The organism is Hydrogenibacillus sp. N12 (genome assembly GCF_019645935.1).
In the GTDB taxonomy this organism is placed as follows: Bacteria; Bacillota; Bacilli; order Thermicanales; family DSM-22653; genus Hydrogenibacillus; species Hydrogenibacillus schlegelii.
In genome coordinates, this window is the sequence record NZ_CP080953.1 from 2,576,933 (window position 1) to 2,601,625 (window position 24,693).

Genomic DNA, 24,693 nt, shown 5'->3' on the forward strand with positions numbered 1-24,693 from the left:
GCTTACACCCCCTCGTCGTGCGGCGCGTAATCTTTCCGGAGCGGGTGGCCGACCCAGTCGTCGGGAAGGAGGATGCGCTTCAAGTTCGGGTGCCCCTCGAAATGGAGGCCGAAGTGGTCGTACGCCTCCCGTTCCTGCCAGTCCGCCGCCGGATAGAGATCCGCCACCGACGGGAGGCGCGGGTCTTCCCGGGGGACGAACACCTTGAGGGCGACGGCGTGGCCGTGTTCCATCGACTGCAGGTAGTAAAAGACTTCCATCCGGTCCGGCGGCCGGTCGATGCCGTGGAGGGTGTTCAAAAAGTCAAAGCGAAACGCCGGTTCGTCCCGGAGGAAGGCGAGGACTGCCCGGAGCCGCTCCGGCGGCACGACGAGGAGGGGCGCCGGGCCGAGGTGCGGTCCGACGGACGCCTCGAGGATGGCCTCCGGTCCGACGGCGGTGCGAATGGCCGAAACCAGGCGTTCGAGAAGCGTCTCGGCAAGGGCCGCCTCAGCCACGGGCCGTCACCTCCCGCCCCCGCCGGGCCTCCGCCCGGATCTTCGCCCGGAGCTTTTGAAAGCCGTAGATGAGGGCGACCGGGCTCGGCGGGCAACCGGGAATGTAGACGTCGACCGGGACGATCTGGTCGACGCCCTTGACGACGCTGTAAGAACGGACGTACGGCCCGCCGGCGGTGGCGCAGCTCCCCATGGCGATCACCCACCGGGGCTCCGCCATCTGGTCGTACAGGCGCCTTAAAATCGGCGCCATCTTCTTCGTCACCGTGCCGGACACGATCATGACGTCCGCCTGCCGGGGCGAGTTCCGGAAAAAGATGCCGAAGCGGTCGGCGTCGAAGTGACTGCCGCTCGTCGCCATCATCTCGATGGCGCAGCAGGCGAGACCGAAGGTGAGCGGCCACGTCGAGTGGGACCGGGCCCAGGCGAGAACGTCTTCCAGGGTGGTAAAGAGAACGTTCTTCCGGAGGAGCGCCTCGGCCTGCGCCTCGCCGGCGACCGCCTCGAGCCCGAGGTCGAGGGGCCCGAGCACCGACGATTCATGCTCCGGTTTCAGTCCGGTCATTTCCATTCCAGCGCCCCCTTTCGCCAGGCGTAAAAAAGAGCAAACCCGATCAGACCGAGAAAGACGAGCCCTTCGACGAAGGCAAACGCCTTCGCCTGGCCGAAGGCGACGGCCCACGGATAGAGGAAGAGCACCTCGACGTCGAAGAGGACGAAGAGGAGGGCAATGAGGTAGTAATGCGCCCGGAAGCGGACGCGGCTCGTGCCGAACGGCTCGACGCCGCTTTCATACGTCGCGAGCTTCTCCGGATACGGCCGGTGGGGCCGGATCAGGCGGGCGAGGCCGAAGGCGACGAGCGGGAGCCCCACCCCGAGGGCGATGAACCAGGCGACGAGGAGGTAATCGCTCCAATAATGTGACTCCATTCACATACCCCTCCTCAGTTAAACACTTGTGACAGAGCGGCGACCGTTTTATTGACTATGTGCATTATATCACAGATGGATTCCCCAATTGAACATGCAAAAACCGCCGATCGCCTGCCGGCGACCGGCGGTCTGCCTTGCGCCGAAGCCCGGGTCCTCGAGCTCGGATCCGGCGCTCGTTTTGGGCGGTGAAACGCCGTTTTTCCGGATTGTGCCCTTTTTCTCGAGATGTCTTCCCCGCCGGGCCCTTCGCGCTTCTTTGCCGGTTGGGGTTCGTCCCTCTCGCCGGACGCGCCGGCAGCCGAACCCGAAGGCCGCCCGGAGCCCGGGCCGCCGCGCCGCTCGGTCTCCGGGCCGCTCTTCCCCGCCCCGAGGCGCAGGAGGGCCCGGGGCCGAGACACGTTCGATCCGCGCCTTACGCTCCGTCGCCGCCTCCGACTTCGAGGCGCATGAGGGCCCGCCGGAGGGCGAGCTCCGCCTTGACGTAGGCGATCTTCGCCTCGGCATCCGTCCGCCGGCGGGCCTCCTCCAGCGCCGCTTCCGCCCGGGCTTTCGCCCGGCGGGCCCGCTCGAGGTCGATCTCCTCCGGCAGCTCCGCCGCTTCGGCGAGGATCGTCGCCTCCGTCCCCCGCACTTCGAGGAAACCGCCGCTTACGGCGACGCGCATTTCCCGGCCGTCGGGAAAGGTGACCTTCGCCGGCGCGATGGCGAGGGCGGTGACGAAGGGGACGTGGTGGGCGGCGATGCCGAGGTCGCCCTCGACGCCCCGGACGGAGAGGAAGGTGACGTCGTCGGAGAAGACCTTCCGCTCCGGGGTAACGATCTCCAGGCGGAACGTGTTCATGAGACTTCCACCCGCTCGACGAGGGTCTTCGCCTTCTCGACCGCTTCGTCGATCGTCCCGACCATGTAGAAGGCCGCCTCGGGGAGGTCGTCGTGCTTGCCTTCGAGGATTTCTTTGAAGCTGCGGACGGTCTCCTTGACCGGGACGTATTTCCCTTTGAGGCCCGTAAACTGCTCAGCGACGTGGAACGGCTGCGAGAGGAAGCGCTCGATCCGCCGGGCCCGGTGGACGATGAGCTTGTCTTCGTCCGAAAGTTCGTCCATGCCGAGGATGGCGATGATGTCCTGGAGCTCCTTGTAGCGCTGGAGGATCCGCTGGACGCCCCGGGCGACTTCGTAGTGCTCCCGGCCGACGATGTTCGGGTCGAGGAGACGGGACGTCGAGGCGAGGGGGTCGACGGCCGGGTAGATGCCCTTTTCGGCGATGCGCCGCTCGAGGTTCGTCGTCGCGTCGAGGTGGGCGAACGTCGTCGCCGGCGCCGGGTCGGTGTAGTCGTCCGCCGGGACGTAGATCGCCTGGATGGAGGTGATGGAGCCCTTTTTCGTCGAGACGATCCGCTCCTGGAGCTGCCCCATTTCCGTCGCCAGCGTCGGCTGGTAGCCGACGGCGGACGGCATGCGGCCGAGGAGGGCGCTCACCTCGGAGCCGGCCTGGACGAAGCGGAAAATGTTGTCGATGAATAGAAGCACGTCCCGGCCTTCGTCGTCCCGGAAGTATTCCGCCATCGTCAGGGCGGCGAGGGCGACCCGGAGACGGGCGCCCGGCGGTTCGTTCATCTGGCCGAACACGAGAGCCGTCTTGTCGATGACGCCGGCCTCGATCATCTCGTGGTAGAGGTCGTTCCCTTCGCGGGTCCGCTCGCCGACGCCGGCGAAGAGCGAATAGCCACCGTGCTGGATGGCGATGTTGTTGATGAGCTCCTGGATCAGCACCGTCTTGCCGACGCCGGCGCCGCCAAAGAGACCGATCTTCCCGCCCCGAGGGTACGGGGTGAGGAGGTCGATGACCTTGATCCCCGTCTCGAAGATCTCATCGGCGGTCGAAAGGTCTTCAAACTTCGGCGCCGGCCGGTGGATCGGCCGGTATTCGAGGGGTTTGACCGGCTCTTTCTCGTCGATCTCTTCGCCGAGGACGTTGAACATCCGACCGAGGACCTGCGGTCCGACCGGAACGGAGATCGGCCGGCCGGTGTCCTTCACTTCCATCCCCCGGACGACGCCGTCGGTCGAGCTCATGGCGATGCAGCGGACGACGTTGTCGCCGAGGTGCTGGGCGACTTCGAGGGTAAGGCGGACGTCGATGCCCTCCCCTTCCTTGGCCTTGTGGTCGATGATGAGGGCGTTCAAGATGTCCGGCAGGTGCCCGTCGTCGAAGGCGACGTCGACGACGGGGCCCATGACGGCCACGACGCGTCCGGTGTGCACGTTCGACCCTCCCCCTTCCGGTCAGCGCGACGCCGCGAGGGCGTTTGCGCCGCCGACGATTTCGGCGATCTCCTGGGTGATCGCCGCCTGCCGCGCGCGGTTCAGTTCCAACGTGTAGCTTTCGATCATCTCCGCCGCCGCGTCCGTCGCGGCGCCCATCGCCGTCATCCGGGCGGCGTGCTCGCCGGCCTTGGCCTCGAGGAGGGCGTTGAAGATGAGCGCCTCGGCGTAGCGCGGAAGGAGCGCCGCGAGCACCCCCTCCGGCGACGGTTCGAACTCGTAGAGGGCCGGCGCCTCCGCCCGGCCGCCGTCCGGCCGGGCCCTCTCCCCGCCGGCGGATGCGCCCCCGTGAAGCGCCTCCTGGGTCAGGGGCAGGAGGCGGACGATCTTCGGCCGCTGGACGAGGGGACTGATGAATTCGTTGTAGACGAGGGTGAGGGCGTCGACCTCTCCGTCGGCAAAGAGGCGCACCGTCCGCTCGGCGAGGGCCTGGATGTCCGGGTACTCCGGAAAATCGCTCAAGCCGGTGATCTCGTCCCGGACGGGAAAGCCCCGCTTGACGAGGTAGTCCCGCCCTTTGCGGCCGATGGCGACGACGACGTAGGCTTCCCGGTCGAGGCCGGCGACTTCCCGGTGAAACGCCCGCAGGAGGTTGGCGTTGTAACCGCCGGCGAGCCCCCGGTCGGAGGTGATGACGACGTAGCCCCGGCGGCGGATCTCCCGTCCTTCGAGCATCGGATGGCGGACGCCGGCGGCGCCCCGGGCGATCGAGCGGATGATCTCCTGCATCTTTTCCGCGTACGGCCGGGAAGCCGCCGCCCGCTCCTGCGCCCGGCGGAGCTTGGACGCCGAGACGAGCTTCATCGCCTTGGTGATCTGCTGCGTGTTTTTGATGCTTCGGATGCGGGCCCGAAGCTCCCTGAGGCCCTTGGCCATCGAACCCCCCCTTCGGCCGGCTTACGCCTGGCCGGACGGCCGAAAGCCTTTTTTGAACTCGGCGATCGCCGCCTTGAGCTTGTCTTCGTCGGGGAGCTTTTTCGTCTCGCGGATCTCGTCGAGGAGCGCCTTCTGTTCCGCCTCGAAGTAGGCGATGAGCTCCCGCTCAAACCGCCGGACGTCGGCGACGGGGATGTCGTCGAGAAAGCCCCGGGTTCCGGCGAAGAGGGAGATGACCTGGTGTTCGATCGGCATCGGCTGGAACTGGTCCTGCTTCAAAAGCTCGACGAGCCGCTCGCCCCGGGCGAGCTGCGCCTGGGTCGCCTTGTCGAGGTCGGAGCCGAACTGGGCGAACGCCGCGAGCTCCCGATACTGGGCGAGCTCGAGGCGGAGCGTGCCGGCGACCTTCCGCATCGCCGGGATCTGCGCCGAGCCGCCGACGCGGGAGACGGAGCGGCCGACGTCGATCGCCGGCCGGATGCCGGCATGGAAGAGGTCCGACTCGAGGAAGATCTGGCCGTCGGTGATCGAGATGACGTTCGTCGGGATGTAGGCGGAGATGTCGCCGGCCTGCGTCTCGATGAACGGGAGCGCCGTGATCGAGCCGCCGCCCTTAGCGTCGGACAGCTTCGCCGCCCGCTCGAGGAGGCGCGAATGGAGGTAGAAGACGTCCCCCGGGTAGGCCTCCCGGCCCGGCGGCCGCCGGAGGAGAAGCGAAAGCTCCCGGTACGCCGCCGCCTGCTTGGAGAGGTCGTCGTAGACGATGAGGACGTGCTTGCCCTGGTGCATGAAATGTTCGGCCATGGCCACGCCGGCGTACGGCGCGAGATAAAGAAGCGGGGCCGGTTCGGAAGCGCTCGCGGTGACGACGATCGTGTAGTCCATCGCGCCGTACTTCCGGAACGTCTCGACGACCTTCGCCACCGTCGACTCCTTCTGGCCGATGGCGACGTAGATGCAGATCATGTCCTGGCCCTTTTGGTTGATGATCGCATCGACGGCGATCGCCGTCTTCCCCGTCTTCCGGTCGCCGATGATGAGCTCCCGCTGGCCCCGGCCGATCGGGATCATGGCGTCGATCGCCTTGATGCCGGTGAGCATCGGCTCCTTGACCGACTGCCGGTCGATGACGCCCGGCGCCGGCGACTCGACGGGGCGATAGCCTTCCGGCTCGATCGGCGGTCCGCCGTCGACCGGCTGGCCGAGGGGGTTGACGACCCGGCCGATGAGGTTCTGGCCGACCGGCACTTCCATAATGCGCTTCGTCCGCCGGACGACGTCGCCTTCCTTGATGTGCTGGTACGGCCCCATGATGACGGCGCCGACGCTGTCTTCGTTCAGGTTGAGCACCATGCCCATCGTGCCGCCGGGAAACTCGAGGAGCTCGCCGGCCATGGCGTTTTTGAGGCCGTGAATGAGGGCGATGCCGTCCCCGACCTGGATGATCGTGCCGACTTCGGCGACGTCGAGGGCGGTCTGGTATCGCTCGATCTGCTGCCTTAAAAGCGCGCTGATCTCTTCCGCCTTGATGGCGCTCATCGTCTCCCACCCTTCACCCGATCTTCCCGGGCTCCCGGGCGCCGGCGTCGGCGATGAGGCGGTCCTTCAGCTTCTCGAGCGCCCGGGCGATGCTCGCGTCGTACAGGCGCCCGTCGGCCTCGAGGACGAAGCCGCCGATGAGGCGCCGGTCGACGGTCGCCTCGAGCTCGACGCCCCGATAGCCCTGGGCCAGAAAGAGGGCTTCAATCTGCTCACGCACGCGCTCCGGAAGCGGCCGGGCGCTTCGGACGCGCACCCGAAGGCGCCCGTCCGCCCGGTCGACCTCCGCCCGAAAGGCGTCCGCCGCCGCGGGGAGGAGGGCCGCCCGACCGTGCTCGACGAGGAGGCGGACGAACCGGACGAGGCGCTCGTCGGCCCCTTCCAGCGCCCGTTCGAGCAGGGCCACCTTGTCTTCTGAGCGGACGAGGGGATGCCGGAGCCATTCGAGGGCGCCCGGCGTCTCACGGAGCCAGGTGACGACGTCGGTCAGACGTTCGACGGCCGGCCGGCGGGCCTCCGGCGGGAGCGCCTGGTAGAGGGCCCGGGCGTACCGCCGGGCGATCCGCTCATCCCGCCAGCTCATCGGAGGCCCCCCACTTCCTCCAGCACCCGTTCGGCGTACGCCCGCTCGGCCGCCTCGTCGACGGATTGTTCGAGGATGCGGCCGGCGATGAGGACGGAAAGGTCGGCCACCTCCCGCCGGAGGGCCGCCACCGCCCGGGCGCGCTCTTCTTCGATCGCCCGCCGGGCCTCTTCCCGGAGGCGAACGCTTTCTTCGTTGGCTTTGACGAGAAGCGCCTCGGCTTCTTTTTCCGCCATGTGCCGGGCGCGGGCGAGGATCGCCTCCGCCTCGGTCCGCGCTTCGGCAAGGCGGGCTTCGGCCTCCCGAAGCTTTTCTTCCGCCGCCCGCCGATCGGCCTCGGCGCCGGTGATGAGGTCATGGATGCGCTTTTCTCGCTTTTCCATGACGGAAAGAAGCGGTTTCAGCGCGTAGCGGCTCAAAAGGTACAGGAGGACGAGGAACGTCGCCAGGGTAAAGAGCATCGTGCCGAGCTCGAGGTTGATCCCGCCCTGGGCGTGGACTTCGGGCTGGGCCAGGAGCACGCCCAATCCTCCCTTCGCACATCGGTGCCATCGGTTTTGGCGGCGATAAAACGAGCGACCGCCTCAGGCGGTCGGCTCCGGACGGCCGTCAGCGGCCGAGGGTGAGGAAGGCGATGACGACGGCAATGATCGGAATCGCCTCGATGAGGCCAACGCCGATGAACATCGTCGTCTGCAGCGCGCCGCGGTACTCCGGCTGACGGGCGATCCCTTCGATCGTCCGGCTGATGACAAGACCGTTGCCCAAACTGGCGCCAAGGGCGGCCAGGCCGACGGCGATCGCAGCAGCAAGCACTCCCATGCTCATCGGGATCTCCTTTCTTCATCGTCTTTTTGAAATTGGTTTACGGGCTGAGGGGACGGGCCGCAAAACCCGCGGCGACGTCCGCTGGCCAGGGGCCGGGCGTCCGTTCCCTAGTGGGCCTCGGCCTTGTGGGCGATGTAGACCATCGCCAGCACGACGAAGACGAACGACTGGATCGCGCCGACGAAGATGCTGAACGCCTGCCAGACCATAAGCGGCACGGCGGCCAGAAGCATCGCCAGCACGCCGGCTTTGGCCGCCCCGGCGAGCAGGCCGAGGAGCACCTCGCCGGCGTAGATGTTGCCGTAAAGACGCATGCCGTGCGTCAGGGTGTTGGAAAACTGCTCGATCACGTTGATCGGAAGAAAGAGAAAATTGGGCTTCAAGTACGACCGCAGATAGCCGCCCCACCCGTGCTCCCGGATGCCGGAGTAGTGGGCGACGAGGAGCACCGCGATCGCGAGCGTCAAGGTCACGTTGGCGTCGGCCGTCGGCGACTTCCACCACTGGACGCCGCCGACGACGATGGCAAAGGGTAGCCCCAGCATGTTCGAGACGAAGATGAAGAGGAGGAGGGTCGTCGCGAGCAGGAGATAGCGCTCGCCGAGGCGGGGGTTCATGGCGCTCCCGATGATGCCCCGGACGAACTCGATCACCCACTCGAGGACGTTCTGCATCCCCCGGGGGACGCCGGTCGTGAGCCGTCGCGTCCCGAGGACGGCAAGGATGAAGACGATCGCCGCGGCGACGACGTCCATGAGCATCGTCGAAAGGTTAAAGCGCATCCCCATCCAGGTGACGATCGGCGCCGCATGGGTCACGCGTCTCACCTCCTTCGGGCGCCGGGTGGCAGGCGGCGCTGAAGCGACGCCGCGGCGGCCAGGAGGAACGGCACGGCCAGAAGCCCGGCCGCGTAGGCCCGGACGTCGATCGCCCCGCCGCTTCGGACGGCCAGCGCTGCGCCGAGGGCCGCCAGGGCAAAACGGAAGGCCGTCCCCAGCCCGCCACGGCCGGGCGCCTCGATCAGGCGGCGAACCCGCCCGGCGAGCTGGACGGCGTTCACAAGCCCGATCGCCGCCCCGAGGGCGAGGCCGAAGCTCACCGGCGGCCAGACGCCGGCGAAGCCGAGCAGAGCGACGGCCCCGGCAAGGGCAAAGAGGGCGGCGATCGCCCGGGGCACGCCGGCCGCCTCCATCTCATTCCCTCCCGCCGCCGGAATTCGGCCGGCGGTCATCGCCGAGGACCGCCATGAGGGTCCGCACGAGCAAAAAGATTCCGGCGGCAATCCCGAGGAGGATAAAGAGCAGCAAAAAAAGCGGCGCGACCCCCAGCCGGCGGTCCAATGCGGTACCGAGCCAGTAGCCGAGGAGGATCGGCCCGACGAGCTTGCCGCTCGCCTCCCCGACCAGCGCCATCAAGTGCCACGGGCTCGACGGACCGTCGGATCTGTCCAAGGCCGCACCGCCCTCCCCGCTTCACCGCCGTCGTGCGCGGAATTCGCGATGATCCTCACCAATCGTAGCGTATGGAACTTTGTTTGTCAACGCGACCGGGCGGGTCCCGGTCGGCCCGAGCCCCCTTCAACGGTGAACGTTTCGTGAACGGACGGGGCGAAACGGCGGCGGCGGCTCCGGCGCCTCGCCGAAGGCGTACCGGAGGGCGGCAACGATCCGCTCCGACGCCCGGCCGTCGCCGTACGGGTTCACCGCCGTCGCCATCGCCCGGTACGCCGCCTCGTCCGTGAGAAGCGTCCGGACCGCCGCCTCGATGCGGGCCTCGTCGGTGCCGACGAGCTTGAGCACGCCGAAAGCGACGCCCTCCGGCCGCTCGGTGACGTCTCGGAGGACGAGGACCGGCTTGCCGAGGGAGGGAGCCTCTTCCTGGATGCCGCCGGAGTCGGTGAGGATGAGGTGCGCCCGGGCCATGACGTTGTGAAAGGCGATCACGTCGAGGGGCGGGATGAGGTGCATCCGGGGGTGATCCCCGAGGACGGCTTCCGCCGCCTCCCGGACGACGGGGTTCGGGTGCACCGGATAGACGACGGCGACGTCGCCGAACGCGTCGACGATCCGGCGGACGGCCCGGAAGATCCGCCGCAGGGGGGCGCCCCAGTTTTCCCGCCGGTGGGCCGTGAGAAGGAGCATCCGCCGGTCCCCGACCGCCTTCAGCACCGGGTGGTGAAAGTCCGACCGGACCGTCGTCTTCAGGGCGTCGATGACGGTGTTCCCGGTGATGAAGATCCGCTCCGGCGGCTTGTTTTCCCGGCGGAGGGCCTCCGCCGCCCGCTCCGTCGGAGCAAAGTGATAATCGGCGAGGACGCCGGTGAGCTGCCGGTTCATCTCTTCGGGATAAGGGGCGTACTTGTCGTACGTCCGGAGGCCTGCCTCGACGTGGCCGACGGCGACCTTCCGGTAAAACGCCGCGAGCGCCGCGGCAAACGTCGTCGTCGTGTCGCCGTGGACGAGGACGACGTCCGGCGTCCAGTCGTCGAGGACGTCCAGGAGCCCCGTGAGCGCCCCGACGGTGATATCCTGAAGCGTCTGGCCGGGCCGCATGAGATCGAGGTCGTAATCCGGCCGAAGGCCGAAAATCTGAAGCACCTGATCGAGCATCTCCCGATGCTGGGCGGTGACGGCGACCCGGGTCTCCCAGCGGGGAACCGCCCGGAGGGCGAGGACGAGCGGCGCCATCTTGATCGCCTCCGGCCGGGTGCCGAAGACGACGAGGAGGCGCCGGCGGGCCGGGGCGGTCATTTCGTTCCGAACAGGCGATCGCCGGCGTCGCCGAGCCCCGGGACGATGTAGCCGTGCTCGTTCAGCCGCTCGTCGACGGCGGCGACGTACAGGTCGACGTCCGGGTGGTCCGCCTGCAAGCAGGCGATCCCTTCCGGCGCGGCGATGAGCGCCATGAGCTTGATCGACCGGGCGCCGCGGTTTTTCAAGACCGCGATCGAGTGGGACGCCGAGCCGCCGGTGGCGAGCATCGGGTCGAGAACGATGAGCTCCCGCTCCGCGATGTCGCTCGGGAGCTTGACGTAGTATTCGACCGGCTTTAGGGTCTCCGGATCGCGGTAGACGCCCATGTGGCCGACCTTGGCCGTCGGGAGGATCTTGAGCATGCCGTCGACCATGCCGAGGCCCGCCCGGAGGATCGGGATGAGGCCGATCTTCCGACCGCTTAAGACCCGCGTCCGGGCCGGCGCCACCGGCGTCTCGACGACGATTTCTTCCAGCGGGAGGTCCCGGGTGATCTCATAGGCCATGAGCATGGCCACTTCGTTCATCAGTTCGCGAAATTCTTTCGTTCCCGTCCGCCTGTCGCGGATGAAACTGAGCTTGTGCTGGATGAGGGGATGATCGAAGATGTGCACTTTGCCCATCGCGCGGCCTCCATCGCCTGAGGTCTTGACCATTATAGCAGATCTCCCCCACAATGGAAAAAACGCGCCGGACGCCGGCGCAGGGAGGAGGCCCGCGCGGATGGAGCGGATGGTTGAGCGGGAAGAGCGAAACCGGGACGCCCGGGAGGCCCCCGGCGCGAAGACGGCGGGCGGGCCGATCGTCGCCCTCGAGGGGGTGAGCGTCGTTCGGGACGGCCGGCCGCTCCTTCAGGACGTCACCTGGCGGGTCGCCCCCGGGGAGCGGTGGGCCGTTCTCGGCTTAAACGGCGCCGGCAAATCGACGCTCCTTCGGCTTCTGTCCGGGCGGCTTTTTCCGACCCGCGGAACCGTCCGGCTGTTCGGACACCGCCTCGGGACGGTGCCGGTCGAGGCGCTTCAGGCGAAGATCGGCTGGATCGGCGGGGAACTGAAGGAGGCGTTCGGCCCCGAGTCGCCCCGGGAGATCGTCGCTCTGGGCCGCCGAGGCGCCGTCCGGCCGCCGGAGCGGCCGGCGCCGGCCGTCCTTGCCGCCGCCGGCGAGACCCTCGCGGCGGTCGGTCTGGACGGGGCGGCGATGGACCGGCCGTACGCGACGCTTTCCGACGGCGAGCGGGCCCGGACGCTCCTCGCCCGGGCTCTTTTTTCCGACCCGGCGCTTTTCGTCTTCGACGAGCCGACGGCGGGGCTCGACCTCTTCGCCCGGGAGGCGCTCCTTGAGACGATCGACCGGCGCCTTTCGCAGACGAACGGCGCCGCCGTCTACGTCACCCACCACCTCGAAGAGGTGCTCCCGCTCTTCGATCGGGTGCTCCTCCTCAGGCGGGGCGAGGTCTTTTTCGCCGGCCCCCGGTCGGAGGCGCTGACCGAAGGGCGGCTCCGGGCGTTTTACGGGCGGCCCATCCGGCTCTACCGTTTCGGCGACCGCGTCTGGGCGCTGCCGGAAGCGCCGGCCCATCCGGAGGCGCCGACCGGGCGCTGAGGCGGAGGGCGACAACCAAAAAAGCGGCCCGCCGGCCGCCGCGCCCTCCGGCGCTTCCGACGGACCGCAGGCCCTCCGGCCGGCCCGTCCGGGGCGCCCGCCGAGGCGCGGCGCCGCGGGGCGCCGGCGGGCGGTGCCTCAGAGGCGGTAGCCCGGCACGAGGGCGTCGTACAGCGGAAAGCGCTCGACGAGGGCCTGAACCCGCCGCCGGGCTTCTTCTTCGGCGCCGGGCCGGGGCTCCGGCGTGAGGACGAGGTCGAAAAGCTCGGCGATCTCGTCCATCGCCGCCTCGTCCATCCCCCGCGTCGTCACCGCCGCCGTCCCGACCCGAAGGCCGCTCGTCGTGTTCGGCTTTTCGGGGTCGAAGGGGATGGCGTTTTTGTTCGTCGTGATGCCGACGGCATCAAGGCGCGCCTCGGCTTCCCTGCCGGTGAGGCCGCGGTTCCTGAGATCGATGAGGATGAGGTGGTTGTCGGTGCCGCCGGAGACGAGGCGAAAGCCCCGCGCCCTAAGCGCCTCGGCGAGCCGCCTGGCGTTTTTGACGACCTGCTCGCTGTAGCGCTTGAACGCCGGCTGAAGGGCTTCGCCCAGGGCGACCGCCTTGGCGGCGATGACGTGCATGAGGGGCCCGCCCTGGATGCCGGGGAAGAGCGCCTTGTCGATCGCCTTCGCGTAGCGCTCCCGGGAGAGGATCAGCCCGCCCCGGGGACCCCGAAGCGTCTTGTGGGTCGTCGTCGTGACGGCGTCGGCGTAGGGCACCGGGCTCGGGTGGATGCCGGCGGCGACGAGGCCGGCGATGTGGGCCATGTCGACCATGAAGAGGGCGCCGACGGCGTCGGCGATCTCCCGAAAGCGGGCGAAGTCGATGATCCGGGGATAGGCGCTCGCGCCGGCGACGATGAGCTTCGGCCGATGCTCCTCGGCGAGGCGGTAGACGGCGTCGTAGTCGATCGTCTCCGTCTCGGGGTCGACGCCGTAGGCGACAAAGCGGTACAGCTTCCCGGAAAAATTCACCGGGCTCCCGTGGGTGAGGTGCCCGCCGTGGGCGAGGTCCATGCCGAGGACGGTGTCTCCCGGCTCGAGGAGGGCGTGGTAGACGGCCATGTTCGCCTGGGCGCCGGAGTGGGGCTGGACGTTCGCGTGCTCGGCGCCGAAGAGCGCCTTCGCCCGCTCCCGGGCGAGGTCTTCGACGACGTCGACGTACGTGCAGCCGCCGTAGTAGCGCCGGCCGGGGTAACCTTCGGCGTATTTGTTCGTGAGCACCGTGCCCATCGCTTCGAGGACGGCCGGGGAGACGAAGTTTTCCGAGGCGATGAGTTCGAGGTGAGACCGCTGCCGCTCAAGCTCCTGTTGAATCGCCCGGAAGACGTCCGGATCCTGGGCCCTTAACTGTTCCACGCGTCCTCTCCCTTTCCGGCCCCGGCGGAAAAAGCCGGGGCGCTCGATGGATGGCGTCGCGCCGAAGCGGCCGCCTTCGCCCGGCGGAGCCGGCTTGGGCGAGCCGGGCGGCCCCGGCCGCTTATCGGGGCTCCGGGTAGCGGGCCCGCGGCCCGCCGATGAGCTTCGGCCGACTGTAGGCGAGGGTCATCCGGGCGGCCCCGACGGTCCGCCGGGGCGGCCGAAACGGCACGACGACGGGTTTCAGATGCATCCCGATCAGCGTCTCGCCGATGTCGAGGCCGGCGTCGGCCCGGACGGCCTCGACGCAGACCGCCTCCGGCAAGAGGTCGTAGGCGGCGGTGGCGAGGGCGCCGCCGGCCTCCGGCACCGGCCGGACGGTGACTTCTTCGAGGCCGAACGCCTCCAGCGTCTCCCGCCGGACGACCAGGGCCCGGTTGAGGTGCTCGCAGCACTGGTAGGCCGTATGAAACCCGTGGTGTTCCCGAACGGCTTCCACCGCCCGGACGATCGCCTCCCCGTAGGCGAGGGTCGGCCGCTTCCCGATCGGCCCGCCGGCGATCTCGCTCGTGCTCGCCCCGACGACGAAGAGGTGCTTCGGCCCGAGGGGGCGCCGCTCGAGGAGCGCCTTCAGGGCTTCGGCGACCGCCGCCTCGATCTCCCGGACGAGATCGGCGCCGGGGCCGGGATCGGCGGCGTTCGGGCCGGCTTCCGCCGCCGGATGCGGCGGGCGCTCCGCCGTCATCGCCCCGTCGCCCCCTCGCTTCGGGCCTCCCGGGCGGCGATCTTTTCGATCCGGCGGGCGTGACGCCCCCCTTCAAACGGCGTCTCCAGCCAGACGCGGACGATCTCCTTGGCGAGATCCGAGCCGAGGAGGCGGCCGCCCATCGTGAGGACGTTCGCGTCGTTGTGGGCGCGGGTCGCCCGGGCCGAAAAGAGGTCGTGGACGAGGGCGGCCCGGACGCCCGGCACCTTGTTGGCCGCGATGGCCATGCCGATGCCGGTGCCGCAGAGAAGGATGCCCCGGTCGACCTCGCCCCGGGCGACCATCTCCGCGACGGGAAAGGCGTAGTCGGGGTAATCGACGGCGTCTTCCGACGTCGTGCCGACGTCGATCACCTCGTGGCCGAGGGACTGAACGTACGCCTTGAGGATTTCCTTCAGGCGAAAGCCGCCGTGATCAGCGCCGAGGGCGATGCGCATCGAATCCCCCTTCGGGCGAGCGACGGATCCGGCGGGGCCGGCCGGATCGCCATCGCCGCGGTCTTTCGCGTCATTATACCACACTTCCCGGAGGGCGCCGAAGAGCGCCTGCAGGGTTTCGGCGGTCCGTTCGTAGGCGGCCCGCCCGAGGCCGAACGGATCGGAGAGGTCGCCGACCCGAAGGGGCGCCCGACCGGCGGCCGTACGGTGCGCGTCGACCCACGCCCCGAGCACAAACGTCTTTTCGGCATGTTCGGGGAACCGCCGGACGAGGACGTCCCGCTGGGCTTCGGTCATGGTGAGGACGACGTCGGCCCAGGCGAGGGCTTCGGCGTCGAGGGGCCGGGCGAGGTGGTCGTCGAGGGTGGCCCCGTACGCTTTGACGACCGCCCGGGCGTCGTCCGACGCCGGCGCCCCCGGCCAGGCGGCGAGCCCCGCCGAGCGAAACTCCGCCGCCTCGCCGAGGAGACGTCGGGCGAGGGCTTCGGCCATCGGCGAACGGCACGTATTGCCGGTGCAGACGAAAAGGACGCGCTTCGGCCGCATCGTCCCCCTCCTTCATGGCGCGAACGCCGGGAAGATGCAAATCCATGGCACGAACCGCCGGCGACGGAGCCGAGTCCCATTCCGGCCGTCGGCGGCGTGAACCGGAAACATCGCGGGGGCACCGCACCCGGCCGCCCCCGGGACCGAGGCCGGGGCCGGCGCCTCACTCCGGCGCCGGCGCGGCGGGCGCCGCGTCTTTTCCTGGAAAAGGGGGGTCGCCGGCTGCTTTCCGCACGCGGTTCATCACCGCCCGGAAGAGGCCGGTCTCCGGCAGGCGGACGAAAAATGCCCGGGAGGCCGCCTCCGGCCGGAGCGAGCGAAAGGCGCCGTAAAGGGCCGCCGCCACCGTCTCCGGTTCGGACCGGCGTCCGACGATCACCCAGAGGAGCCGGTCGGAAGGGACGCCTGCCGCGGCGAGGAGCGCCCGGAGGCGGGCGGCGTCCTCCTCCGTCGCGATGACCGCCGGCGGCGGTCCGGAGACGGCGAGGGCCGCCCGCAGGGCCTCGACGGCCGCCTCCGCCCCGTCCTCGAGGTCGAGGAGGGCGAGGGGGACGTCCGGCGCATAGTGCCGGTACTTCATCCCCGGCGACCGGGGAGCCTCTCCGTCCCGGAGCGGGGCGGCGGGATCGACGACGGCGCCGTCGCCGAGGACGGCCTCAAGCATCTCGACGGTCACGGCGCCGGGGCGAAGGACGACCGCCGGGCGGCGGGTGACGTCGAGGACCGTCGACTCGAGCCCGATGCCGGCCGGGCCGCCGTCGACGACGGCGTCGATGCGGCCGGCGAGGTCTTCGAGAACGTGGGCCGCCGTCGTCGGGCTGGGCCGTCCGGAGCGGTTGGCGCTCGGCGCCACGATCGGGGCGCCCGCAGCCCGGATGAGCGCGCGGGCGACCGGATGGGCCGGGATGCGGACGGCGACGGTCGGCAGGCCGGCGAGGGCCGCCGGAGCGACGGTCCCCCGGGACGGGAGGACGAGGGTGAGCGGGCCCGGGGCATAGCGGGCCCACAGCCGCCAGGCCTCCGGCGGGATGTCCCGGGCGACGCGGGCGGCGTCTTCGGCGGCGGCGAGGTGGACGATGAGCGGGTTGTCCGCCGGCCGGCCTTTGGCGGCAAACAGATTCGCCACCGCCCGGGCGTCGGTGGCGACGGCGCCGAGGCCGTAGACGGTCTCCGTCGGAAAGGCGACGAGGCCGCCCCGCCGGAGGATCGCGGCCGCCTCCCGGATCGCCGGCGCCGTGAGCAGTTCGGTTTCCCGGGCATGCGGTTCGACGACGAGGACGCGGGTCACGGTCATCCGGCGGCCGGGAACCCCGGCCGTCCCGTCCCCTCCTTTCAGAGCCGAGCATCCGGCGCCGGGCGTCAGAGCACCCGGAAGACGGCGTGGATCGCCCGGAGGGCCGAAAGGTCTCTCAGGCGCGTGAGGGCGGCGTCCAGGGCGGCCTGCGTCGCGGCGTGGGTGATGATGAGGATGTCCGCCGTGCGGGCCGCCGGGTCGGGCACCTGGACGATCCGCTCGATGCTCACGTCGCTTTCCGAAAGCGTTCGGGCGATGTGGGCGAGCACGCCGGGCGCGTCGTCGACCGTCAGGCGGAAGAAGTAGCGGCCGACGATCTCCGCCGGCGTCTTCAGACGCTTCGGCCGAAGCGGCCGGCCGAGGCGTTTGCCCGAGACGCCGAGCAGCATGTTTTTGATCACCGCGACGACGTCGCTCATGACGGCGGTGGCCGTCGGGAGGGAGCCGGCCCCCTGGCCGTAAAACATCGTCTCGCCGACCGCCTCCCCGTGGACGAAGACGGCGTTGAAGGCGTCGCTCACGTTGGCCAGCGGATGATCTTTCGGCACGAGGGTCGGCTGCACGGCGATCTCGACGGAGCCGTCGTCCCGGATCGCCGTCCCGAGAAGCTTCACGGTGTAACCGAACTCGTCGGCATAGGCGATATCCTTCCGGTCGAGCCCCCGGATGCCCTGGACGGCGACGTCGTCGAGGGCAATCGGCATGTGAAAGCCGAGGGTCGCCAGGATGACCATCTTCCGGGCGGCGTCGAGGCCGTCGACGTCGCTCGACGGGTCGGCTTCGGCGTAGCCCAGGGCCTGCGCTTCCCGGAGCGCCTCGTCGAACGAGCGGCCCTGACGACTCATCTGGGTGAGGATGTAGTTCGTCGTGCCGTTGATGATGCCGTAGATGCGGGTGATGCGGTCGGACGCAAACCCGTCCATCAGGGTGCGGATGATCGGAATGCCGCCGCCGACGCTCGCCTCAAAGTACAGGTCCGCCCCGTGCTCCCGGGCGACGGCGAGAAGGTCGGCGCCGTAGAGCGCCATGAGGTCTTTGTTGGCGGTCACGACGTGCTTGCCCCGCCGGAGCGCCTCGAGGACGAGCGTCCGGGCCGGTTCGAGGCCGCCGATCACTTCGACGACGATCCGGATCTCCGGATCGTCCAGGATGACCCCCGGATCGGTCGTGAGCACCTCCGGCGGCACCTTCACCGGGCGTTCCTTCGCCGGGTCCTGGACGAGGATGCGCTTGACGACCAGCCGCTGACCGAGTTCCGCTTCCAGCTCTTCGGCGTGTTCGGCGATCAGCCGGACGACGCCGGATCCGACGGTGCCGAATCCCAGCAGGCCGACGGCAACCGGGGCCGGTTTCCCTCCCACTGCCGTACCTCCTCGGTGTACACTTGTTTTTATTTTGTGGACATTATAGCCGAAAAACCGGCCCGGCGCAAGCCGGACCGGCACGGACGCTCCTTTTGGACCCTGGGCGGCCGCCACGACGCCAACCTTCCCCTCCGGGCGCCCCGGCGGCCGGCCCCCGGGACGTCCATCACGACCGGAACCGCGCCCACCAGGCCATGAGCCGTTCGAGGAAAAAGAAGCGGACCTCAAAGCCCGTGCCGCCGCTTTCACCGGCTTCCTTTGAAGCGGCGTCCGAGGTGCCCGGCGGAGAGCCGGCGAAAGCGCCGGCCGGGGCGCCATGCGCGCCGCCCGCCGCCGGTGTGGTCCCGCCGACCGCCTCCGCACCGCCCTTAGGCGCCGTCGGCGCGGCCGCGCCGTCTTTCGCCCCGGCCTTTCCCGGGCCTTCGGTCGGCGGGGCGGCGAGGGCCTTGGGCCGCACCGCTTCCCGGGTGAGGCAGAGGGACGGAAAAAAGACACACCAGAGGTTGTGGCCTCGGCCGGCGCCGAGGGTGACGACGAGGGCCTCGGTGTCGCCGGCCGGAAGCCACCGGTCGCCGAACGGCTTGGCCGGAAACGGCTGGCGGCCGAAGGCGATCCGGGCGCCGTACGGGGCTCCGTTTTCCCTAAGGACCCGCTCGACGGACGCGGCGACGGCCGGGAGCGATCGGAGGACGGCCTGGCGGACGGCGGCAGGCCCCTCCGCTTCCGCTTCAGAGACGGCCGGCGCGAGGACGGCGAGGACGGCGGCGGCGGCGGCGGCTTTGATCGCCTGATCCCGCGGGTGATCACTGTGGGCGACGACGCGAAGCCGGATCGCCTCCGGCGGAAGCGCCGGGTGGAAAGCGGCAAGGAAGGCGGCGAAAAAAAGCCATAAGGCCCAACCGGCGGGCCCGAGCGCCTGCCGGCGGGATCGATGAAGCCAGACGACATCGAGCTGAGGACGATCCATCCGTTCTCCCTCCCGCCTCCAGTCTCGCCAGCGGCGGGAGGGCGTTATACGCCGACGCCAAAACGGCGCCCCGCCGGGGCGAAAAAGGCGGCGAGGCGGGTGTCATGCCGCGACTCGGGCGGCGCCGTCACGGCGCCCGTCCGAAGACGTACCGGTCGAGGCCGCGAAAATCCGGCCGGACGCTGAGCTCCCGAACCCCGGCGGCCCGAAGGAGGGCGAGGGCGGCCGCCGCCTGCCCGGCGCCGATCTCCAGGGCGACGAGGCCGCCGGGGCGGACGAAGGCGGCGAGACGGGCGGCGATGAGGCGGTAGAAGGCGAGGCCGTCGGGGCCGGCAAAGAGGGCGCCCGGCGGCTCGAAGCGGGCGGCCGGAGAGACGGCCGCCCCTTCCGGCACGTACGGCGGGTTGGCGACGAGGACGTCGGCCGGCGCCGGCGGGACGTACGCCTCGATCGACGCCAGGGCGATGCGGACCCGCAACCGTACGCCGAGGCGGCGGGCATTTTCCCGGGCGTAGAGGACGGCGACGGGGCTTTGGTCGATGCCGGTCACGGTCCAGGTCGGGCAGCGCCGGGCGAGGAGGACGGCGATCGCGCCGCTTCCGGTGCCGAGGTCGAGGGCCGTCCGAAGTTCGGCGCACGCCGGCTCCGCCGCGACGAGCTCGACGAGCCCTTCCGTCTCCGGCCGCGGGACGAGCACCCCCGGCCCGACGGCAAGCTCTTCCCCGGCAAACGGCGCCGTCCCGACGACGTAGGCAAACGGCTCGCCCCGGGCGAGCCGCCTGAGCAGGCGAAAAAACGCCGCCCGGGGGACCGTCGGCGCCGGATCGACGAACCGCCGGGCGAAGGCCGTCCCATCGAGGCCGAGGAGATGCCGGAGGAGCCACGCGGCGACCTGATCCGCGTCGAGGTCCGGCCGGCCGGCGAGGCGCGCCCGGGCGATGCGATACGCTTCGGCAACCGAAAGCTGATCACGCACCGCCGAACCGCCCCTCAGGCGCCTTCCATCGCCGAAAGTTTGGCCGCCCGCTCGTGAAGGAGGAGCGGTTCGATGATGAGGTCGAGCGCTCCTTCGAGGACGGCGTCCAGCCGGTGGAGCGTGAGCCCGATCCGGTGGTCGGTGACGCGATTCTGCGGAAAGTTATACGTCCGGATCCGCTCGCTTCGCTCCCCGGTGCCGACGGCGGCCTTCCGGGTCTTGGCGAGCTCGGCCTCCTGCTTTGCCCGCATCCGTTCATAAAGCCGCGCCCGGAGGATCTTCATCGCCTTTTCCTTGTTTCGGTGCTGAGAGCGCTCGTCCTGGACGCTCACGACGATGCCGGTCGGCAGGTGGGTGATGCGGACGGCGGACATCGTCGTGTTCACCGACTGGCCGCCGGGGCCGCTCGAGGCGAACGTATCGATCCGAAGGTCTTTTTCGTGGATTTCGACGTCGACGTCCTCGACTTCCGGCAGCACCGCCACCGTCGCCGTCGACGTGTGGATGCGGCCGCCGGATTCGGTGACCGGGACCCGCTGCACCCGGTGCGCCCCCGATTCGAATTTGAGCCGGCTGTACGCCCCGCGGCCCTGAATCAGGCAGACGATTTCCTTGATGCCGCCGAGGTCGGTGTAATGGGCGTCGAGCACTTCGACCTTCCAGCCCTTGGCCTCGGCGTAACGGCTGTACATGCGAAACAGATCGGCGGCAAACAGCGCCGCCTCTTCCCCGCCGGCGGCGCCTCGGATCTCGAGGATGACGTTTTTGTCGTCATTCGGGTCCTTCGGCACGAGGAGGCTCCGGAGCTCCGCTTCCGCCCGCTCGAGGGCGTCTTCGATCGCCGAAAGCTCCTCCTTGACGAGCTCCCGCCAGGCGTCGTCGTCCGCCGCCTCGAGAAGGGCCCGGGTCTCCTCCCGCCGGGCGACGAGATCGCGGTACGCCCGGTAAGCGGCGACGGTCGGTTCGAGCTCCGCCGCCTCTTTGGCGAGCTTTTGATAGCGGGCCGGATCGGCGAGGACCGACGGGTCGGCGAGCTCCGCTTCAAGCGCTTCAAAGCGCCGGACGATCGCCTCCAAGCGTTCGAACACCGGTCTCCCCCCGCTCCCGATCATCGGCGACCCCCGCGCCGCCGCGGCGCGGAGGTGAATCGATAACTTTTTTATGATATAAAAAAAGCCTTCCGAAGGCAATCTATGTAAAATGTGCACGACCCGGCGGTCGTGCACGGGCCCCGGCCGTTACCGGGCGGCCGGCGCGAGGTGACGGTTGAGATAATCGATGTCGCTCCGGTAGCGGGTCACGTCCGGCGTGCCGCGGAGCCGCTCGCCGAGGGTGCCGATCCGCTGCATCAGGCCTTTGTCCGAGGTGACCCGGATGTTGTACTCCGGATAGGCCCGGGCGACCCGATCGGCGGCCATCCGCTCGATCTGGAGGGCCTGATCCCGCGGGACGGCGTCGCCGATGTCCAGGCCGACGTACGCCGTGTTGCCGACGATGACCGCCGTCGCCCGGTTGACGCCGGGGACGGAGGCGGCGGTGCCGGCCATCCGCGTCGCCACCGCGTTCAGATCCGGGAGGGCGTTCGGATTCGGCGTCCCCCACGGTCCGGGCGACGGAACTCGCTCGCCGGTCGCCGTCGGCCGCATGCCCGGCGTCCGGGCGGGCGGATAGGCCGTCTCCGGCGCCGCGGGGGCGCCGGGGGTGACCCGGGCTGCGCCGTCCGGGACGATCGGCGTCGCCTGCGGCGCCGTGCCGCGGTAGGTCACGTCGGTCGGCGTCCGCTCGCCCATGCCCGTCGTCGACTGCTGAGGCGTGCAGGCGGCGAGGGCGGCGGCCAGGCCCAGGGCGGCCAGGGGAAGGAGCGGCTTTTTCATCGCCTGTTCCACCTCCTCGCCCTTAGCATGGCTCGCCGCCGGGCGGCGGTTGAGGCGATCTTCTTTCCAGCGCCGCCGTGGCACCGGCGCCGGCGCAAACGGCACCGCAGGCAAAAAAAGCCGCCGGGTGCGGCCGGTCGAGCCCGCTCCCGGCGGGTCAGGACGGCAGGTTGTACTTTTTCCGGAACCGGTCGATCCGGCCGCCGGTGTCGACGAACTTCTGCTTGCCGGTGAAAAAGGGGTGGCACGCCGAGCAGATCTCGACCCGGAGCACCGGCTTGACCGAGCCGGTCTCAAACGTGTTGCCGCACGAGCAGATGACGACGGCCTTCTGATAGGTCGGATGGATGTCCTTTTTCATGCCTTCACCTCCTCGCCGCCCGAGGCGGGGTCCCGGAACGTCCGTCGCGGATCCTTCGAGCAAACGGCCTTCATTATACCACGGTCCCGACGGCACCGCAAGGGACCGGTCCCGGCCCCCGATCCCCTCGCGAGGCTCCGTCGCCCGAGCCGGTCCGCCTCGCCGGAGGCCGACCGATCCCGGCCCGGGCGGGGTCACCCCCCGGACGGCCGTGCGGCCCCTGTCCCGGCCCACCCCGCGGACCGGAGCAGGGGCAGGGGATCGAGGGGACGGTCGTTCTGCCGGATTTCGAAATGAAGGTGGATGCCGGTCGCATGCCCCTCGGCGCCCATGAGACCGATCGGCTCTCCGGCGCGGACCAACTCTCCTTCCCGGACGAAGCGCCGGGCGAGGTGGGCATAGGTCGTCTCCAGGCCGTCGCCGTGGGCGAGGATGATGAGGTTGCCGTAGCCGCCGGCAAGGCGGCCGCTCAGCCGCACGATGCCGGATCGGGCGGCCCGGATGATCCGATCCCCCCGCGCACTCACGAGATCGACGCCGTAGTGAAACCGCCCCCACCGGGGACCGAACGGACTCGTCACCCGCGGCGCCTCCACCGGCCAGAGAAAGGGGACCGGCCCGGCGACGGCCGGGGCGTCGTTCGCCGGAAGGGCCGCCGCTTCCCGGGACGCCTCCCCGGCCGAAAGCGCCGCCCCGTCTCCCGGCGGCGCCGGTATGCCGGCGGCCGGCCGCCGGGCGCCGGTCGGGTGAACGGGGGGGCCGTAGGTCGGCGCCGCCTCCTGACGCCGCGGCTCCGGCCGGCCCGCCGGGACCACCGGAAAGCGCGCCGCGAGGTGGCGGTAGCGCACGTTCGCGGCGACGGCGGCCGGCTTTGCCGGAGCGTCCGGTCCCGGCGAAGCCGGCGCCGGGCGAGCGGAAGGGGCGGCGCCCTTCGGCGGCGCCGGACGGACGGGATAGCCGGCGGCGGCCGGCCTCTCGACGACAGCGTCCATCGGGACGTCCGTCACCGCCCGCACCTCCTTCGGCCGAACCGTCTTCGGCGGACTCAGCGGACGACGAAGTCGGGCTTCCGTTCCAGCCGGTGCTCCGCCTCGATGAAGCGGATCGTTCCGGATTTGTACCGCATGACGACGGAGTGCGTCCGGGCCGACGTGCCGGTAAAGCGCACCCCGCGAAGGAGCTCCCCGTCGGTGACGCCGGTGGCGGCGAAGATCGCGTCGTCGCCTTTGACGAGATCGTCGAGGGCGAGGATGCGCCGCTCGTCGGCGATGCCCATCGCCCGCATCCGCCGCCGCTCCTCGTCGCTTTGCGGCACGAGGCGGCCTTGAAAATCGCCGCCCAGGCACTTCAGGGCAACGGCGGCGATGACGCCTTCCGGCGCGCCGCCGATGCCGAAGAGGATGTCGATGCCGGATTCGGGAAAGGCGGTGTGGATCGCGGCCGACACGTCGCCGTCCGGGATCAGCTTGATGCGGGCGCCCGCCCGGCGGATCTCCTCGATCAGCCGGGCGTGCCGGGGCCGGTCGAGGACGACGGCGACGACGTCCTCGACGTCCTTGCCGAGGGCCCGGGCGACGGCCTTCAGGTTTTCTTCCACCGGCGCGTCGAGGTGCACCGCCCCCCGGGCCTTCGGACCCACGGCGATTTTTTCCATGTACATGTCCGGCGCGTGCAGGAGATTGCCCCGATCCGCGACGGCGACGACGGCGAGGGCGTTCCACGTGCCGTTCGCGACGATGTTCGTCCCCTCCAGCGGATCGACGGCGACGTCGACCTCCGGCGCGCCGGGGATGTCCATGCCGAGCCGTTCGCCGATGTAGAGCATCGGCGCCTCGTCCATCTCCCCTTCGCCGATGACGACGACGCCTTTCATCGGCACCGTGTCGAAGACGGTCCGCATCGCCTTCGTCGCCGCCTCGTCCGCTTCGTGCTTCTTGCCGCGGCCGAGCCAGCGGGCCGAAGCGATCGCCGCCGCCTCCGTCACCCGGACGAGTTCTAACGTGAGGCTTCGCTCCATCTCCGGCACCTCCCCCGTGCGTTCCGGCCTGTTACGGTTCGACCGGTTCTCGCGCTCGGCGGCCCGGCCCTACGACCGCGATCCGGCGGCCTTCTCCCCGCCCTCCGTCGCCCGGCGGGCGGCCGCCCCGAGCCGCAGGATGCCGGCGTAATACAGCGCGATGCCGATGAGCTCCGTCAAGGGCAGGACTTCCGGCAGGGCGACGTATTTGGCCAGCACCCCGCCGGAACTTAAGACAAGGGCGGCGGCAAAGATGATGAGAAAGCCGTCTCGGCGCGTCTGCCACCAGGAATACGCCGCGCTCCCGAGCAAGATGAGTCCGCCGACGGCGGAAAGGAGCGGGCTGAAGATCCGCACCGAACCCGGCATGAACTCGCCGCCGACCGGCCCCTTCATCGTCCAGATCGCCGGGTCGACCGGCGCCGCGATCAGCGCGACGAGGAAGGCGGCGGAAAGGAGGACGGCGGCGATGAGGTACCCGCGGCTCAGCCAGTTCGACCCGCGGGCATACAACGTCCCGGCGGCCATGAAGGCGACGAGGGCGATCGCCGGGAAGTAATAAATCTTGTACATCACCGGGTTCCATCCGAAAGCGCTTCCATAAAATTCGCCGAAGGCGGCCGCCGCAAAGAGGAAGAGCGACAGGGCAAACAGCCCGTCGGACGGCCGCCGCCTTTTTTGCCAGGCGCGGAAGACGTCGAGGGCGAAAAACAGGCTGATGAACACCGCGAGCAAGGGAAACAGCCAGAGCGCCATC

General features: G+C 70.0%; 29 protein-coding genes and 1 pseudogene. 1 reads left to right on the forward strand and 29 read right to left on the reverse strand.

The genetic code is table 11. The features are described from left to right. Positions 1 to 2: 2 nt before the first annotated feature. The 15 genes from K2M58_RS12035 to upp form a co-directional block, all read right to left on the reverse strand. Positions 3 to 497, reverse strand: a complete 495-nt coding sequence (locus tag K2M58_RS12035; RefSeq protein WP_289628254.1) for an NADH-quinone oxidoreductase subunit C — start codon at positions 495 to 497, stop codon at positions 3 to 5. Then, on the reverse strand, positions 490 to 1,062 hold the full coding sequence (locus K2M58_RS12040; protein ID WP_220678924.1) for a NuoB/complex I 20 kDa subunit family protein: 573 nt from the start codon (positions 1,060 to 1,062) through the stop codon (positions 490 to 492). Before K2M58_RS12040 ends, K2M58_RS12035 begins: the two co-directional genes overlap by 8 nt. Continuing rightward, entirely contained in the window at positions 1,059 to 1,427 is a 369-nt protein-coding gene (gene ndhC / locus K2M58_RS12045) for an NADH-quinone oxidoreductase subunit A (RefSeq protein WP_066201548.1), read from the reverse strand. The genes K2M58_RS12040 and ndhC overlap by 4 nt, the downstream gene beginning before the upstream one ends. 415 nt (positions 1,428 to 1,842) lie before the next feature. Next, positions 1,843 to 2,271, reverse strand: coding sequence for a F0F1 ATP synthase subunit epsilon (locus K2M58_RS12050; protein ID WP_220677737.1), 429 nt, complete (start codon positions 2,269 to 2,271; stop codon positions 1,843 to 1,845). Beyond that, positions 2,268 to 3,695: a F0F1 ATP synthase subunit beta gene (atpD, locus tag K2M58_RS12055; RefSeq protein ID WP_082718256.1), complete on the reverse strand. Its 1,428-nt coding sequence runs from the start codon at positions 3,693 to 3,695 to the stop codon at positions 2,268 to 2,270. Before atpD ends, K2M58_RS12050 begins: the two co-directional genes overlap by 4 nt. A gap of 21 nt (positions 3,696 to 3,716) precedes the next feature. Beyond that, positions 3,717 to 4,631 carry an ATP synthase F1 subunit gamma gene (gene atpG / locus K2M58_RS12060; RefSeq protein WP_220677738.1) on the reverse strand — a complete coding sequence of 305 codons (915 nt, stop codon included), beginning with the start codon at positions 4,629 to 4,631 and terminating at the stop codon, positions 3,717 to 3,719. 21 nt (positions 4,632 to 4,652) lie between these two features. Then, entirely contained in the window at positions 4,653 to 6,170 is a 1,518-nt protein-coding gene (atpA, locus tag K2M58_RS12065) for a F0F1 ATP synthase subunit alpha (protein ID WP_220677739.1), read from the reverse strand. Positions 6,171 to 6,183: 13 nt separating this feature from the next. Continuing rightward, entirely contained in the window at positions 6,184 to 6,753 is a 570-nt protein-coding gene (atpH, locus tag K2M58_RS12070) for an ATP synthase F1 subunit delta (protein ID WP_220677740.1), read from the reverse strand. Next, positions 6,750 to 7,274: a F0F1 ATP synthase subunit B gene (gene atpF / locus K2M58_RS12075; protein ID WP_220677741.1), complete on the reverse strand. Its 525-nt coding sequence runs from the start codon at positions 7,272 to 7,274 to the stop codon at positions 6,750 to 6,752. The genes atpH and atpF overlap by 4 nt, the downstream gene beginning before the upstream one ends. A gap of 88 nt (positions 7,275 to 7,362) precedes the next feature. After that, positions 7,363 to 7,575 (reverse strand): F0F1 ATP synthase subunit C, encoded by a 213-nt coding sequence (gene atpE, locus K2M58_RS12080; RefSeq protein WP_220678925.1) that lies wholly within the window; start codon positions 7,573 to 7,575, stop codon positions 7,363 to 7,365. Between the two features lie 113 nt (positions 7,576 to 7,688). Further along, complete coding sequence (atpB, locus tag K2M58_RS12085) at positions 7,689 to 8,399, reverse strand: F0F1 ATP synthase subunit A (protein WP_220678926.1); 711 nt, start codon at positions 8,397 to 8,399, stop codon at positions 7,689 to 7,691. Between the two features lie 5 nt (positions 8,400 to 8,404). Then, positions 8,405 to 8,773, reverse strand: coding sequence for a hypothetical protein (locus tag K2M58_RS12090; protein ID WP_220677742.1), 369 nt, complete (start codon positions 8,771 to 8,773; stop codon positions 8,405 to 8,407). Between the two features lies 1 nt (position 8,774). After that, entirely contained in the window at positions 8,775 to 9,032 is a 258-nt protein-coding gene (locus K2M58_RS12095; RefSeq protein ID WP_248844457.1) for an AtpZ/AtpI family protein, read from the reverse strand. A gap of 126 nt (positions 9,033 to 9,158) precedes the next feature. Continuing rightward, complete coding sequence (gene wecB, locus K2M58_RS12100) at positions 9,159 to 10,331, reverse strand: non-hydrolyzing UDP-N-acetylglucosamine 2-epimerase (protein ID WP_220677743.1); 1,173 nt, start codon at positions 10,329 to 10,331, stop codon at positions 9,159 to 9,161. Continuing rightward, positions 10,328 to 10,957 carry a uracil phosphoribosyltransferase gene (gene upp / locus K2M58_RS12105; protein ID WP_220677744.1) on the reverse strand — a complete coding sequence of 210 codons (630 nt, stop codon included), beginning with the start codon at positions 10,955 to 10,957 and terminating at the stop codon, positions 10,328 to 10,330. The genes wecB and upp overlap by 4 nt, the downstream gene beginning before the upstream one ends. A gap of 100 nt (positions 10,958 to 11,057) precedes the next feature. Between upp and K2M58_RS12110 the strand changes: the two genes are divergently transcribed. Further along, positions 11,058 to 11,936 carry an ABC transporter ATP-binding protein gene (locus K2M58_RS12110; RefSeq protein WP_220677745.1) on the forward strand — a complete coding sequence of 293 codons (879 nt, stop codon included), beginning with the start codon at positions 11,058 to 11,060 and terminating at the stop codon, positions 11,934 to 11,936. A 138-nt stretch (positions 11,937 to 12,074) separates the two neighbouring features. Here the strand turns inward: K2M58_RS12110 and glyA are convergent, their stop codons facing one another. The 14 genes and pseudogenes from glyA to K2M58_RS12170 form a co-directional block, all read right to left on the reverse strand. Further along, positions 12,075 to 13,334 (reverse strand): serine hydroxymethyltransferase, encoded by a 1,260-nt coding sequence (gene glyA / locus K2M58_RS12115; protein ID WP_220677746.1) that lies wholly within the window; start codon positions 13,332 to 13,334, stop codon positions 12,075 to 12,077. Positions 13,335 to 13,455: 121 nt separating this feature from the next. After that, the gene (locus tag K2M58_RS12120; protein WP_220677747.1) at positions 13,456 to 14,079 is read right to left on the reverse strand and encodes a TIGR01440 family protein; all 624 of its coding nucleotides are present in this window, start codon (positions 14,077 to 14,079) and stop codon (positions 13,456 to 13,458) included. Continuing rightward, positions 14,076 to 14,537 carry a ribose 5-phosphate isomerase B gene (gene rpiB, locus K2M58_RS12765; RefSeq protein ID WP_252393630.1) on the reverse strand — a complete coding sequence of 154 codons (462 nt, stop codon included), beginning with the start codon at positions 14,535 to 14,537 and terminating at the stop codon, positions 14,076 to 14,078. The genes K2M58_RS12120 and rpiB overlap by 4 nt, the downstream gene beginning before the upstream one ends. 114 nt (positions 14,538 to 14,651) lie before the next feature. Continuing rightward, positions 14,652 to 15,083: pseudogene (locus K2M58_RS12770) on the reverse strand (low molecular weight protein arginine phosphatase); the annotation flags it as partial. Between the two features lie 163 nt (positions 15,084 to 15,246). Next, positions 15,247 to 16,377 carry an L-threonylcarbamoyladenylate synthase gene (locus K2M58_RS12130; protein WP_220677749.1) on the reverse strand — a complete coding sequence of 377 codons (1,131 nt, stop codon included), beginning with the start codon at positions 16,375 to 16,377 and terminating at the stop codon, positions 15,247 to 15,249. Between the two features lie 65 nt (positions 16,378 to 16,442). Beyond that, a complete protein-coding gene (locus tag K2M58_RS12135) occupies positions 16,443 to 17,738 on the reverse strand; it encodes a homoserine dehydrogenase (protein WP_252393484.1) in 1,296 nt (431 codons plus the stop codon). Between the two features lie 169 nt (positions 17,739 to 17,907). Then, positions 17,908 to 18,708 (reverse strand): stage II sporulation protein R, encoded by an 801-nt coding sequence (locus K2M58_RS12775; RefSeq protein ID WP_252393485.1) that lies wholly within the window; start codon positions 18,706 to 18,708, stop codon positions 17,908 to 17,910. 127 nt (positions 18,709 to 18,835) lie between these two features. Beyond that, positions 18,836 to 19,684: a peptide chain release factor N(5)-glutamine methyltransferase gene (gene prmC, locus K2M58_RS12140; protein WP_220677751.1), complete on the reverse strand. Its 849-nt coding sequence runs from the start codon at positions 19,682 to 19,684 to the stop codon at positions 18,836 to 18,838. Between the two features lie 14 nt (positions 19,685 to 19,698). Next, positions 19,699 to 20,772 carry a peptide chain release factor 1 gene (prfA, locus tag K2M58_RS12145; RefSeq protein WP_289628255.1) on the reverse strand — a complete coding sequence of 358 codons (1,074 nt, stop codon included), beginning with the start codon at positions 20,770 to 20,772 and terminating at the stop codon, positions 19,699 to 19,701. 150 nt (positions 20,773 to 20,922) lie between these two features. Then, positions 20,923 to 21,570: a YhcN/YlaJ family sporulation lipoprotein gene (locus K2M58_RS12150; protein WP_220677753.1), complete on the reverse strand. Its 648-nt coding sequence runs from the start codon at positions 21,568 to 21,570 to the stop codon at positions 20,923 to 20,925. Between the two features lie 145 nt (positions 21,571 to 21,715). After that, positions 21,716 to 21,919, reverse strand: a complete 204-nt coding sequence (gene rpmE / locus K2M58_RS12155; RefSeq protein ID WP_066201695.1) for a 50S ribosomal protein L31 — start codon at positions 21,917 to 21,919, stop codon at positions 21,716 to 21,718. A gap of 194 nt (positions 21,920 to 22,113) precedes the next feature. After that, positions 22,114 to 22,935, reverse strand: coding sequence for a M23 family metallopeptidase (locus K2M58_RS12160; RefSeq protein WP_220677754.1), 822 nt, complete (start codon positions 22,933 to 22,935; stop codon positions 22,114 to 22,116). 29 nt (positions 22,936 to 22,964) lie between these two features. After that, positions 22,965 to 23,936: a class II fructose-bisphosphatase gene (gene glpX, locus K2M58_RS12165; protein WP_066201691.1), complete on the reverse strand. Its 972-nt coding sequence runs from the start codon at positions 23,934 to 23,936 to the stop codon at positions 22,965 to 22,967. 69 nt (positions 23,937 to 24,005) lie between these two features. After that, the gene (locus K2M58_RS12170; RefSeq protein ID WP_066201494.1) at positions 24,006 to 24,692 is read right to left on the reverse strand and encodes a hypothetical protein; all 687 of its coding nucleotides are present in this window, start codon (positions 24,690 to 24,692) and stop codon (positions 24,006 to 24,008) included. Position 24,693 lies beyond the last annotated feature (1 nt).